This window comes from Desulfotignum phosphitoxidans DSM 13687 (genome assembly GCF_000350545.1).
Taxonomy (GTDB): domain Bacteria; phylum Desulfobacterota; class Desulfobacteria; order Desulfobacterales; family Desulfobacteraceae; genus Desulfotignum; species Desulfotignum phosphitoxidans.
The window spans coordinates 63,899-77,161 of the sequence record NZ_APJX01000007.1; the positions used below are offsets into that span (position 1 = coordinate 63,899).

Genomic DNA, 13,263 nt, shown 5'->3' on the forward strand with positions numbered 1-13,263 from the left:
TAAAAAACCTCCATATGGTTTGAAAGTTGTGACATTAGAAACCCTTGAACGGGTTGGGACCCAGGGCATCCACTTCTTCAACAAAATCATTGATGATCTTGGGCAGTTTGTCGTATTCGTCAATGGCCACTTCTACAAACGCCACGCGTTCCTCTTCCAGAGCCAGGCTGGACAGGGCATCTCCGATTTTTTTCACCCGGACCTCCGCCAGTTCGGAGCCTTTGACAAAATGGCACTGGTAATCATCGCCGTGCTTGCAGCCGATGAGAATCACGCCGTCCATTCCCTGGGCCAGGGCATCTTTGATCCAGATGGTGTTGACGGACCCTAAGCACCGAACCGGTATGAAACGAACATCCGGTGAATAGTCGATCCGGTTCAACCCCACCATATCCAGGGCCGGGAAGGCATCGTTTTCACAGATCAGTGCCAGGAAACGGAAAGGCGGTTCATCAAAGTCATCTTCGGAAGGCACTTTGACGGCTTTGATCTGAGAACCGATGGAGTCAATGGTGTAGTCGGCAAACGAAATAATTCGTTCCGGGCAGGCCCCCATGCAGGTGCCACACCGGCGGCACCGGGTCGGATTGGCTTTCGGGGTTCCCTTGGCATCATCATCCAGCGCACCGAACGGGCATTCCACGGTACAGCGTTTGCACTGGGTACATCTCTGGAAGAAAAATTCCGGAAACGTCATATCCCCGGATCTGGGATGGACCGACATACCCCGGTTGGCACTTTCAACACACTGGATGGCTTTAAGAGCGGCACCGGCGGCATCTTCAATGGATTCTTCAATGGTCATGGCCCGGCGAATGGCACCGGCCGCATAAATTCCGGTTCTCTGGGTTTCATAGGGAAAACAGATATAGTTAGAGTCGGCATACTGGCCGAAAATATCATTGTCACGGAACCCCGGTCCCTGGCGGTAGGCCAGGTTCACTACGGGATCATCCTTGGTGACCGGGACCATGCCGCCGGCAATGACGACCATGTCCGCTTTCAACGCCAGATTTTCGCCTAAAAGGGTGTTTACCGCAGTCACCTCCAGGCCATTTCCCTGGGTTTTGACTTCAGTGACCGACCCTTTGGTCATGAATACGCCGTCTTCCTGCTGCATGCTCTTGTAAAAATATTCCTGCAGCCCGGGGGTCCGCATGTGCTGGTAAATCACAAAGGCTTTGCCGTCTGTATAATCTTCCGTGACATACCGGGCCTGTTTTAAAGCAACCTGTGAGGTGACGGACCCGCAATAGTCAAAATCGGCATCATCCTCATCCTTGCCGGGGGACTGGATGAACACCACATTTTTGGCCGGCTTGCCGTCGGAGGGTCTTGCAATTTTGCCTTTGGCGGCAATCTGCTCAAATTCATGGTTGCTCACCACATCCGGAAGGTCGAATCCCAGATGATCAATACCCATTTTCGACAGGTCGGCAGGCCGCCATCCGGCCGCCAGAATGACTGCGCCGTAGAGCTCACCATCCGGGTCCAGATTGAGAATATCCTTCCGGCCTTCATTGTATTCCAGAAATTTGGCATGGGCCGCTTCCGGATCCAGTTCCTTGCCGGTTTCATCCACCAACATCTCTTCAGGCAGGGGGAACGGCACATCAAAAGGGATTCTTTCTCCGGGTTTTTTAAAGGTCACGGTGAACTCGCCGGGTTGACCGGCAATCCGTGCCACTTCACAACCGGTTCTGACATCGATATTGGGATATCCCTGAATTTCCTGAATCAGTTTGTCCGCCACGGGGGCCTGCAGGGTTTCAAAAGGCGCAGATACCGGCATCTGACTCCGTAATTTGGCGGCGTACCCGCCCAGGGCCTCGGTTTTCTCGACAATGGTCACATCATACCCGGTCTTGGCCGCATCCAATGCCGCTGCCATGCCGGTGACACCCCCACCTAAAACCAGAATTTTCTTGGAAAAAGATTCCGGTAGATAAGGGATCGGCAGTTTTACTTTTTCCAGACGGATCATTCCCATCCGGATGTAATCTTCCGCTTTCATCTGAATCCGGTCAAAATGTTCTTCATCCTCTTTCTGTTCTTCGGTCAAAGCCGGGTAGGTTTCCCTGGAGTGCGGCCATACCACGCCTTCTCTGAGGTTGACCCGTTCCACGATGCAGTTATCGAACCGGAACACATCAAAGTTGACCCGGCGGGAACAGGCACCGATCACCATGGCATTCACCTTGCCGTCATCCACATCTTTCTGGATGAGGGCCACGCCTTCCTTGGAACACAGGAAAGGATGCGTGGTACAGTTCAATCCTTCTTCCTCAGGGATCTCCACCAGATCTTCCATATCCAGGGTGTCTCCGATTCCGCAACCTGTGCAGATATATACGCCGTATTTTTTATCCATGGTTTGTATTACCTCCTTACAAGGGTCTGAATGGCTTTAAGTGCCATGCCGGTAGCATTCTGGTTGGATGTGACAACATCGGCCGGCTTGTTGGCGCATCCTGCCGCAAACATACCGCCTTTTGAAAAGTCGTTGACGATAAATCCATCCGCATCAAAAGTCAGGTCCGCGGCAGGTTTGTCAACGGCGGCCGTGGGCTGCATGCCGGTGGCCAGTACCAGAAGATCCACTGTCTGCCGGATTTTATCGCCGGAAATGGTATCTTCTGCCACCAGGTTGATATTGCCGGTGCCGTCTTCTTCACTGACTTCAGCCACTTTTCCCTTCACAAAAAAGATGTTTTTGTCTTCCTTGAGTTTGGCATAGAATCGTTCGTATTTCAGACCCGGAGTCCGCAGATCGATATAGTAGATGTAGATTTTGGCATCCGGATACTGTTCCCGCAGATACGTCGCGTGTTTCAGAGATGCCATGCAGCAGATATAAGAGCAGTAGGGCAGATGGTTCTCGTCCCTGGATCCGGCACACTGGGCAAACGCAATGGTTTCAGGCGCTTTGTCGTCCGACGGCCGGACAATTTTTCCCTGGGTGGGGCCGTTCAGTGACGCCAGTCTTTCCAGCATCATGTTGGTGACCACATTCTGGTACCGGCCGAATCCTAAGTTGTCGATCCGGGTGGCGTCATATGGTTTCCATCCGGTGTTCCAGACAATGGCACCCACTTTCAGATCAATGGTTTTTTCTTCCATGTCAAAGTCGACGGCGTCATATTTACAGGCTTGTTTCACCTTGTCACGGTCATCCGTGCTCATGGACGGATCCATGACATAGCGCATGGGAAAGGCCATGTTGTGGGGCAGGTAGGCAGCTTTCCGGCGGTCCATGCCAAAATTGAATTCATTGGAAATTTCAGTTTCACAGACTTTGGCGCATTCCCCGCAGGCCGTGCAGTTCTCGTTCACATACCGGGGCGCGGTTTTAACCGTTACGGTATAATCCCCGGGACTGCCGTCCACATTCTGGACTTCGGTCATGGTGAGGACTTTGATGTGCTTGTTGTCTTTGATCCGCCGGTAGTTGATTTCAAGTCCGCATGTGGGCGGGCAGAGTTTCGGAAAATAGTGTTTGAGCTGAGACACTCTTCCACCAAGGGATGCTTCCTTTTCCACAAGGAAGACCTCATAGCCCACTTCAGCGGCTTCCAGGGCGGTTGTCAGGCCGCTGATCCCCCCACCAACCACCATAATACTTCCACTGACCGGAGCTGAATTATCTGTTGTCATGCTGTCCCTCCGTGCATTTTAAGTTATATTTTTAATCTGTTGAATTATATGGCCAATGCCAGGTTGTCATAATCCCAATCAGGATTCGGTGTTCTGTCATCCTCTCTCCTGTTTTGGCAGTCTGCAAACCCGAAGAATGGTTTGATACGGGTTTGCAGACAATCAAAAAAGGAGACAGGAACAGGAATTTCAAACAGATCCCGGAATTTGAAAAAACCCCCAGGCACCGGACTGCCGGCACCTGGAGGTTATGGTCATGCCAATCACATATGTGTCAGATCAGATGTCACCACTAGTCGGCAATGATCTTGACATACGGAACCTTCTTAAGGCTCCACTCATTGGTCTCTTTGTTGTAAGTCGAGTTGGTGAAGCAGAACCACTCGTCATCATTCTGACCCATGAAGTCGCCTCTGTAGTAGAAGCCCGGGTACCGGGATTCTTCACGGAACTGAATATGACGGGTATGGGCCTGAACCGTATAGAGACGGTGGGTGATTTCCCAGGCTCTCATCAGTTCATGCAGGTCACCGGCGCCAATCTTTTCAAGGTCTTCACGGAACATTTCAAACAGGTCCATGAGAACTTCCAGGTTTTTGCCGGAAGTCATGTAATAGGTGCCGATACCACCGCCGTACTCATTGGTCATCTTCATGAGACGCAGGGCCATACCGGCCGGTTTGCAGTAGTTGGGGTTGATGTCCTGGGCTGTGGTATACGCACAGTGATCCAGGTAATTTCTCACCGGTTTATAAACGTAATCCACCAGCTCCTGATCGGTTTCCTTGAATCCCGTGACCTTGTCGCCTTCGGCTTTCAGGTACTGAACCATGGATTTGGCAACGATCCGGCCTTCGGCATGGGAACCGGAAGAGAATTTATGACCGGAGCAGCCCACGCCGTCACCGGCGGTGAACAGTCCGCGTACGGTGGTCATTCTGTTGTAGCCCCATTTGTAATCCGCCGGTACCCAGTCTTCTTCCGGACCGGAGCACCAGATACCGCAGCAGCCGGAGTGAGATCCCAGCAGGTACGGTTCGGTGGGCATAACTTCTGAGTCTTTTTTCTCAGGTTCGGTGTTGGTGGCGCACCACAGACCGGCCTGACCCACAGACATGTCAAGGAAATCTTCCCATGCTTCTGATTCCAGGTGCTTGAGCTCTTTTTTGCTCATGGTCTCACCCAGTTTTGCCAGGGCATCAGATGTTTTCATGATGATAGGCCCGCGGCCTTCTTTATACTCTTTCATCATGAGATGGTTTCTCAGACAGGTGGGGGTTACTGCTGCCGTGCCGTAAGGGGCATATTTTTCCAGCTCAGCCTTGGCTTCGTCAGAGGCCGCATAGTTTTCACCCAGTCCGTTGACTGTCTGGGCCTTGAACAGCAGGAACCAGGCGCCCACAGGGCCGTAGCCATCTTTAAAACGGGCCGGGGTGAAACGGTTTTCCATCATGGACAGTTCGGCACCGGCGCGCAGGGCCATGGTGTAGGTGGAGCCGGCATTCCATACCGGATACCAGGCACGGCCTTTTCCTTCTCCAACAGAGCGGGGCTGGTAAACGTTCACCGCACCACCGCAGGCGCAGACAATGGTTTTGGCATTGATGATGTAGACTTTGTTTTCCCGCACAGAGAAGCCCACAGCACCGGCAACGCGGTTGGGATCTTCTTTGTCGTTGAGCAGTTCGACAATGAAACACCGTTCAATGATGTTGTCTTCACCCAGCGCTTTTTTACCGGCTTCCGCAACGATTCTCTTGTAGGATTCACCATTGATCATGATCTGCCATTTACCGGTACGAACCGGGGTGGCACCGGATTTAAGGCTCCCGAGCTTCAGGCCTTTTTTACCGTCCATGTTCTTGCCGTCATCGGTTTTCTTCCAGACCGGCAGACCCCATTCTTCAAACAGGTGAACCGAGTCATCCACGTGACGGCCCAGGTCATAGATCAGGTCTTCACGGACGATTCCCATCAGGTCGTTTCTGACCATGCGGACATAGTCTTCAATTTTGTTTTCACCGATATAGGTGTTGATGGCGGAAAGCCCCTGGGCAACAGCGCCGGATCTTTCCAGAGCGGCTTTGTCGCACAGCAGGATTTTGGTGCCTTCGTCGGCCCATTTCTTGATCTCAAAAGCAGTACCACAGGCAGCCATACCCCCGCCGATGATCAGAATGTCAACATCTCTTTTGTCAACTTCCGGGTCTCTAACTGCTTTAAGTTCTCCAACTGGTTTGTTCGGTAATGCCATTATATACCTCCAAAATAATAAGTATCAGAATTTGTTTTTGGGAAACGGTTTAAACTATGCCAGTTCCGTGGGGGTCGGGAAGTTACGCCCGTCCGCTTCTTCTGTGGACAGAAGGCCGGAATTCAGATCTTTTCCTTTGAGATCATCATAGGAATTGGCTTCTCCTTCAGGGGTGGTCCTGATGGGGAACTTGAACCGTTTTACCACACCATTTCTGAACTTGCAGGTCCACATGACATCTTCGGTTCCCAGCATGGGAACAACAGATGCGCCCATGGGGACAAAGTCATTGTAGCCCCTGACTTCAATGGCCTGGGACGGACAGATTTTTACACAGGAATAACATTCCCAGCACTGATCCGGTTCCTGATTGTACGCTTTCATTTCATTGGGATCCAGAACCATCAGATCATTCGGGCAGATGTACATACATGCTGTTTTATCCCCGCCTTTACAGCCGTCACATTTTTCTGTGATTACAAAAGTCGGCATTTAGAATACCTCCATACGTTAAGTTAATCAAAAAAGCACAATACCGTTGTGCAACTATGTTTTATATCAAATTCAGAACCAGGGACACCCCCTGTTCTGATATTTTTCAAACGCCTGCAACCACTTTTATCTTCTGAAACATGTCAAATAATTGCAGGCATCAAATAAATGCTATGGCAATAGCACTGGCATATAGTTTTTGTCAAGATTTTTTAAAAAAAGATGCATGAGATTTTTCAATTACTTAAGGTTTCATCAGACACGTCCATATGTTAGGATTAACTAAATGCCGCTACGTTATATATAGACAGGTCCGACCGGATAAATCTGATGGTAAAAAATATTGATTTTTGATAGGTTGTCCGGGGTTGTACCACCATGCTTTAACACGCTGTAATTTTAAGGAGACACCATGACCCGGGATATGACACCGGTTGGTTTAGATGATCCAATGAGTTTTGCCTGTGGACCGGACAATGTATGCTTTAACGACTGTTGCAGGGATCTGGATCAGGTGTTGACGCCTTATGATGTGCTGCGGCTTAAAAATCATCTGCACCTGTCATCCCAGACGTTTTTACAAACATATACGGTCCGGCATTTTGGACCGGCCTCGGGCCTGCCTGTGGTGACATTGAAATTCAGTCCGGCCACCGGATATGCCTGCCCGTTTGTGACAGAGACCGGCTGTTTTGTTTATCCGGACCGGCCGGCATCCTGCCGGCTGTATCCCCTGGCCCGGGCCATATCCCGGTCCCGTGAGTCTGGTGAAATCCGTGAATATTATGCCCTCATCCAAGAAGCGCATTGCAAAGGATTCAGCGTTAAGGGCACCCAGACTGTGGGTCAGTGGCTGGCGGGTCAGGATGTGGCGCAGCATAACATGAATAATGATAAGCTCATGGAACTGATCCGTCTGAAAAACAGCATTATGCCCGGTCCGCTTTCTGATGATCAGTCAAATCTGTTTTATCTGTCTTTATATAATCTGGATGAATTCCGCCGGCAGATTTTCAGTATGAATTTGCTGGAAGGGCTGGCTGTGCCCGGGCTGATCATGGGTAAAATTCGCACCTGTGATGACGCGTTGCTGGATTTAGGGTTGAAATGGGTGCGGTATCAATTGTTTGGTATTGTCATGGATCAATTTTAACAGAACAGCAGGATAAAATAATGGATGAGACCCATAAAATCGCATTGGTACTGGGAGCGGTCAAAGGGATCGGAAAAGGGATCGGTCTGGCTCTGGCGGAACGGGGAGTCAAATTAATTTTGACCCGGCATGACTGGGAGGATGCATTTGACCGGATGGAGGCGGATTTTGCCGATACCGGTGCAGAACATCACATACTGACAGCGGATTTGCGCCAGATTGATCAGGTGTCTCGAATTGCAGATTTTATCCGGAAGCGGTTTGGCAGACTGGATATTCTTGTCAACAATATTGAACGGGGGGGGTGGCCCGCAGTTCACGGGCCGTATGTGGAAGAACAATGGGATCTGGAAATCGAAACCACCCTGAAAGCCAAGCGCTGGGTGTTTGATGCCATGTTTCCTTTGCTCAAGGCATCTGAAGATGCCGTGGTGGTCAATCTGTCTTCCGTGGCAGCCATCACCGGCCGGTCCGGCCCGGCGGCCCTGGTGTTCAATGACGGGTATGCGGCAGCCAACAAAGGGATTCAAAGCCTCACTGAAACCTGGGCCCGCATGGGTGCCCCCAATGTCCGGGTGAACGAACTGATGCTGGGGTTATTCGAGACCCGTCATGCCCAGGGGACAAGGGGATGGGAACAGGTGCTCACTGTGGCGGAAAAACAGGCCCTGGTGGATCATACCCTTGCCGGGCGGACCGGCACCATCGAGGATGTGGTCAAGGCCTGTCTGTTCATGATTCAGGACGCCCCTTATCTGACCGGCAGCGTCCTCCGCCTGGACGGCGGTTTTGTGCTGGGCGGGGAAAATGTCCCGCCCATGCCCCGGGGAGTGCTGTAATTTTGATCTGTATGCCTGAAACACCTTTTCCCGGTAATGTATCAAGAAAAATTTAGGGGCGGGTGTTGGTTTCAGTTCCCGGGATCGAGCAACATCTGGGCAATGGTTTCCCGGATACGGCCGGTCCGATTTTGTTGCTTTTTGAACTGTTGTTCCAGGGCCGCCATTTGGGTATAAAACGGCGTTCTGTCAAAAGGAATATAGTCTCGGGTGGCAAACTGCCCGGCATCGCATCCCGGCCCCCGGATCACCCGGCGTCCGGGCGGGTGCAGTTCATGGGGCAATCCATGGAGCCGGCAGATCATGGGTCTGTATATATACAGGGTGCAGCGGCCTTTGTGGTTGAGCGGGCACATCAATTTCAGGGGCTGGCCGGCCTTGTCATGGGCAAAAGTCTGTCTGACATAGTCGGCGGCTTTGTCTTGAATCTCTTTTCTAAGCGTTGACGTCATCTGCAAAAATCCCTGAATCAGATACGCTTTTTCAATAAAGGTATGATGGAAAAACAAAGAGGTGCAGCAATTGTCACTGCACCCGTCGCAATGAAAATTATATCGGTCCGCCACCCGGTCATAGGATCGGTCCATGTTTTCGTACAGCTGTATCAGAGAAGAAAAATTATATGGGATCATTATGGACTCAAAGACTATACCAGAGGATTGGGTAAAAACAGTTTGGAATAGATCTCTAAGGCATATCGGTCGGTCATGCTGGCAATCACATCGCAGACCGATCGTTTCAAGCTGTTGTTTTCCGCATCCCAGGGAGCCATTTCCATTTTTTCAAGTTCCAGCTGCAAGTGATCGGGATGGACAACAAAGTACCGATACAGTCCTTCAATAATTTTTTTGGCTTTGACAAATTCATTGTGCACCCCGGGAGACCGGTAAACCTTTTCATAGAGAAATTTTCTTAAAATGGTCATGGCGTTGAAAATGTCCTGTCCAAGCTCCAGAATGAATCTGCCGTTTTCCGGGCCACTGTGACTCACCAGATTCTCGATCATGGTACTGGCCCGGACGGAATGGGTTTTCCCCAGTTTTTTCAGACAGATGTCAGGCACTTCATCCATGGTGACCACCTTGCCTCGAAGGGCATCGTCCAGATCGTGATTCAGATAGGCCATGATATCGGCTATCCGGACAATCCGTCCTTCCACGGTGACCGCCGTCTCACCGGCCACGGCGGGAATGATGTTGCCGAATCCTTTGGAGTGTTTGAGAATCCCGTCCCTGACCTCCCGGGTCAGGTTCAGTCCCCGGCCTTTGTTTTCGAGGGTGTCCACGACCCTGAGGCTTTGGTTGGAATGGGTGAAATGCGGGGAATGGACTTCAGTGAGTGCAATTTCTCCGGCATGTCCGAACGGGGTATGACCCAAGTCGTGGCCCAGTGCCACGGCTTCTGCCAGGTCTTCATTCATGCGCATGGCCCGGGCGATATTTCTGGCAATTTCCGACACCTCAAGGGTGTGGGTCAGCCGGGTCCGGTAATGATCTCCCAACGGTGAAAGAAAGACTTGCGTTTTATACTTGAGCCGTCGGAAAGAATTGGAATAAACGATCCGGTCCCGATCCAGTTGAAACGGGGTCCGTATATTACAGACGGATGTTTCTGAAAGCCGTCGGGTGACGTGCCGGCTCAAAGTGCCATAGGGGGACAGAAAATCCTGCTCCCGCTTTTGAAAACTTTCTCTGATGCTCAGGTTCGGTGGGGCTTCAGCTAATTTTTTTGATAACGCTTCCATAAATCCTTATTGCAGTTTTTTCAAGATAGTATAAAATACTACATTTTAAAAAAAAAGCAAGAAATGCGGGAAAAAGGGAACCAGAAGAAATAATAATGGATTCAACGCACAGCCATAAAAATGCCGACAGCGATGACGTCTTTATGTTGTCTGCCCTGGCCCAGGCAGCGGCAGCCCTTGAGCAGGGGGAGTTTCCCGTTGGGTGTGTGATCGTTCAGGAAAATCGGATCATCAGCCGGGGAGCCCGGAATGGAACCATCCCGGAGCCGGGTCGACGCGCCATCATCAGCGAGGTGGATCATGCGGAAATCCGTGCGCTGAGACAGTTGGAATCATGCCCTTATCCGGTGATGCCGGAAAAATGTACGTTGTATTGCACGCTGGAACCGTGTCTGATGTGCTTTGGAGCGATTATACTGACCGGGATACCCCGAATCGTTTATGCGTTTGAAGACCCGATGGGCGGGGGGACGCTATGTGACCTGGCATCGTTGCCCCTGCTTTATAAAAATTGCCGGGTGCAGGTAAAAACAGGGGTCTGCCGCAGAAAAAGTCTTGATCTTTTTTATAATTTTTTCAATAAAAAAGGGAATCAATACTGGAAAAACAGCCTGCTTGAGCAATATGTGCGGGATCAGAAACAGCACGGGTCGGGCAAATAAATATTGCATTTTGTCAACTTGATCTTTATAATGGCAAGGTTATGCTTGTTTGATATCAAAAAATATACATACATGCACGATAATAATGGATTGGATTTTTATCAGGAGGTGAAAAATATCTAAGCAAGGACGACAGGATCAATCGAATGTGAACAAGGGAATCAGAGCTGAAGAGGTGCGTGTGATCGGCGCCGACGGGGAACAGATAGGTATTCTGCCCCTGGCGGAAGCTTTAAGGATTGCTGAAGATCAGGCCCTGGATCTGGTGGAGGTGTCTCCGGATGCAAAACCACCGGTCTGCAAGATCATGGATCATGGAAAATTCAAATACGAGCAGACCAAAAAGAAACAGGAAGCCAAAAAAAAGCAGAAAACCACACAGATCAAGGAAATAAAGGTCCGACCGAAAACCGACGACCATGATCTGGCGACCAAAGCCCGGCACATTGAAAAGTTTATCAGCAACAATGATAAGGTCAAGATTACACTGGTATTCCGGGGGCGTGAGGTGGTGCTCAAAGAACAGGCCAATGCCGTGTTGGAAAAAGTGGTGAATCTGACCTCGGAATTTGCTGTGGTTGAACAGTTTCCTCGATTTGAGGGCCGGGTGATTACCATGCTGCTTGCCCCGAAATAGGCCGGATACCTGTTCAATCAGACATTCTGTAAAAGATCATCAATCCATAGTGAAATGGATGAGGGTGTGTACTGCGTTTTGGCGTATGCATCTTTGTCTCTTTTTTTTGTAATTTGTAACAGCCAAGCCTTTTTTAGGACAAGGAGATGTAAAATGCCCAAAATTAAAACCACCCGAGCAGCAGCCAAACGGTTCAAAAAGACTGGATCCGGGAAGTACAAGTTCAGAAAATCCCATGCCAGCCATATTTTGACCAAAAAGACCACCAAACGGAAACGATCGCTTCGTTTAGATCAGATGGTTGCCGGATCTGACATGAAAGAAGTCCGGCGGATGCTGCCCAATGGGTGAGAATAATAAAAATCGTCGGTGCCCTGTGAATATGGCGGCACGTGGCGCAAGCCGTACTGAATTTTTGAATTTTTAAGGAGTTTTGATACCATGAGAGTGAAAAGAGGGTTTAAAGCACGGCGCCGCAGAAATAAGGTGCTGAAACTGGCCAAAGGGTTCCGGGGCGGCAGAAGCAAATTGTTCAGAACTGCGGCGGATTCGGTTGATAAGGCATTGATGTATGCATACCGGGACCGGCGGGCAAAAAAGCGGGATTTCAGGAAACTGTGGGTCGTTCGAATCAATGCGGGTGCCAGAATGAATGACCTGTCCTATTCCCAGTTCATTCATGGCCTGAAGCTGGCAGGGTGTGAACTGGATCGGAAAGTACTGGCCGACCTGGCTGTTTCAGATCCGGCCGGATTTTCCCAGCTGGCTTCCCAGGCATCTGCCCGGCTGAACTGAACAGGCCCATCAAGGGGGATGTTTTGCAAAATCAGATCCACAACATAGAAAATCAGGCACTTGAAGAGGTTCAGTCCGCAGACACTTTAGAAGATCTGGAAATGGTTTCTGTTCGGTACCTGGGGCGAAAGGGGATTTTAACCGCTTTTTTGCGGGGGATCTCTTCTCTTCCCGAAGATCAGCGCCCGGATGCCGGGAAAAATGCCAATCTGCTTAAAATGAAACTGGAAAAATCGATCCACCAGGCCCGATCCCGGATTCAGACAGCCAAAACAGGTAAAAGTTCAGGCATTGATGTGACCCTGCCGGGTCGAAGGCGAGGGTATGGAGCCCTTCATCCCATCACCCGGGTGCTGGATGAGATATCCGATATCTTCATGCGTCTGGGATTCGACATCGCAGAAGGCCCTGAAGTGGAAACCGATTATTATAATTTCGAAGCATTGAATATTCCAAAGTATCATCCGGCCAGAGACATGCAGGACACCTTTTATGTGTCGGACAATATCGTGTTGCGGACCCATACTTCTCCGTCTCAGCCCCGGACCATGGAAAAAACACAGCCCCCGGTCCGGATCATATCCGCCGGTAAAGTGTTTCGTTGTGACTCTGATCTGACCCACACCCCCATGTTTCACCAGATCGAAGGCCTGATGGTGGATGAGCAGATATCGTTTGGTGATTTAAAAGGGGTGTTGACCACGTTTGTCCATCAGTTTTTCGACCGTCAGACCGCGTTGCGGTTCCGACCCAGTTATTTTCCGTTTACCGAGCCCAGTGCGGAAGTGGATATCCAGTGTGTGATTTGCAAGGGAAAAGGATGCCGGGTGTGTTCGAAAACCGGTTGGCTGGAAGTTCTGGGATCCGGTATGGTTCATCCGGCCGTGTTTGAAAATGTGGGGTATGATACCCAAAAATATACCGGGTTTGCATTCGGTGTGGGTATCGAGCGGATGGCCATGCTCAAATACGGCATTGATGATATCCGAAAATATTTCGAGAATGATATGCGTTTTTTAGGGCAGTTTTAATT

The 13,263-nt window shown here is 50.4% G+C and carries 13 protein-coding genes; 7 read left to right on the top strand and 6 right to left on the bottom strand.

The window, feature by feature from the left end:
- Window positions 1-34: 34 nt before the first annotated feature.
- The 4 genes from DPO_RS15390 to aprB all read right to left on the bottom strand — a co-directional run bounded on the left by DPO_RS15390 (window position 35) and on the right by aprB (window position 6,400).
- Window positions 35-2,371, bottom strand: coding sequence for an FAD-dependent oxidoreductase (locus tag DPO_RS15390; RefSeq protein WP_006967037.1), 2,337 nt, complete (start codon window positions 2,369-2,371; stop codon window positions 35-37).
- An 8-nt stretch (window positions 2,372-2,379) separates the two neighbouring features.
- Entirely contained in the window at window positions 2,380-3,654 is a 1,275-nt protein-coding gene (locus tag DPO_RS15395) for a CoB--CoM heterodisulfide reductase iron-sulfur subunit A family protein (protein ID WP_006967038.1), read from the bottom strand.
- A 292-nt stretch (window positions 3,655-3,946) separates the two neighbouring features.
- Window positions 3,947-5,908, bottom strand: a complete 1,962-nt coding sequence (gene aprA, locus DPO_RS15405; protein ID WP_006967046.1) for an adenylyl-sulfate reductase subunit alpha — start codon at window positions 5,906-5,908, stop codon at window positions 3,947-3,949.
- A 54-nt stretch (window positions 5,909-5,962) separates the two neighbouring features.
- Entirely contained in the window at window positions 5,963-6,400 is a 438-nt protein-coding gene (gene aprB / locus DPO_RS15410; protein ID WP_006967047.1) for an adenylyl-sulfate reductase subunit beta, read from the bottom strand.
- Between the two features lie 412 nt (window positions 6,401-6,812).
- Between aprB and DPO_RS15415 the strand changes: the two genes are divergently transcribed.
- On the top strand, window positions 6,813-7,553 hold the full coding sequence (locus DPO_RS15415; protein ID WP_006967048.1) for a YkgJ family cysteine cluster protein: 741 nt from the start codon (window positions 6,813-6,815) through the stop codon (window positions 7,551-7,553).
- A gap of 20 nt (window positions 7,554-7,573) precedes the next feature.
- Window positions 7,574-8,392, top strand: a complete 819-nt coding sequence (locus tag DPO_RS15420; RefSeq protein ID WP_006967049.1) for an SDR family NAD(P)-dependent oxidoreductase — start codon at window positions 7,574-7,576, stop codon at window positions 8,390-8,392.
- A 71-nt stretch (window positions 8,393-8,463) separates the two neighbouring features.
- On the opposite strand, the gene DPO_RS15425 is transcribed toward DPO_RS15420, so the two are convergent.
- A complete protein-coding gene (locus DPO_RS15425) occupies window positions 8,464-9,024 on the bottom strand; it encodes a YkgJ family cysteine cluster protein (protein ID WP_006967050.1) in 561 nt (186 codons plus the stop codon).
- Between the two features lie 14 nt (window positions 9,025-9,038).
- Window positions 9,039-10,136 (bottom strand): deoxyguanosinetriphosphate triphosphohydrolase, encoded by a 1,098-nt coding sequence (locus DPO_RS15430; protein ID WP_006967051.1) that lies wholly within the window; start codon window positions 10,134-10,136, stop codon window positions 9,039-9,041.
- A gap of 95 nt (window positions 10,137-10,231) precedes the next feature.
- Between DPO_RS15430 and DPO_RS15435 the strand changes: the two genes are divergently transcribed.
- The 5 genes from DPO_RS15435 to pheS all read left to right on the top strand — a co-directional run bounded on the left by DPO_RS15435 (window position 10,232) and on the right by pheS (window position 13,261).
- Window positions 10,232-10,798 (top strand): nucleoside deaminase, encoded by a 567-nt coding sequence (locus DPO_RS15435; RefSeq protein WP_006967052.1) that lies wholly within the window; start codon window positions 10,232-10,234, stop codon window positions 10,796-10,798.
- 115 nt (window positions 10,799-10,913) lie between these two features.
- Window positions 10,914-11,435, top strand: coding sequence for a translation initiation factor IF-3 (gene infC / locus DPO_RS15440; RefSeq protein ID WP_051069385.1), 522 nt, complete (start codon window positions 10,914-10,916; stop codon window positions 11,433-11,435).
- A gap of 153 nt (window positions 11,436-11,588) precedes the next feature.
- Complete coding sequence (gene rpmI, locus DPO_RS15445; protein WP_006967054.1) at window positions 11,589-11,786, top strand: 50S ribosomal protein L35; 198 nt, start codon at window positions 11,589-11,591, stop codon at window positions 11,784-11,786.
- Between the two features lie 90 nt (window positions 11,787-11,876).
- Entirely contained in the window at window positions 11,877-12,230 is a 354-nt protein-coding gene (rplT, locus tag DPO_RS15450; RefSeq protein WP_006967055.1) for a 50S ribosomal protein L20, read from the top strand.
- 23 nt (window positions 12,231-12,253) lie between these two features.
- Window positions 12,254-13,261 (top strand): phenylalanine--tRNA ligase subunit alpha, encoded by a 1,008-nt coding sequence (gene pheS, locus DPO_RS15455; RefSeq protein WP_006967056.1) that lies wholly within the window; start codon window positions 12,254-12,256, stop codon window positions 13,259-13,261.
- Window positions 13,262-13,263 lie beyond the last annotated feature (2 nt).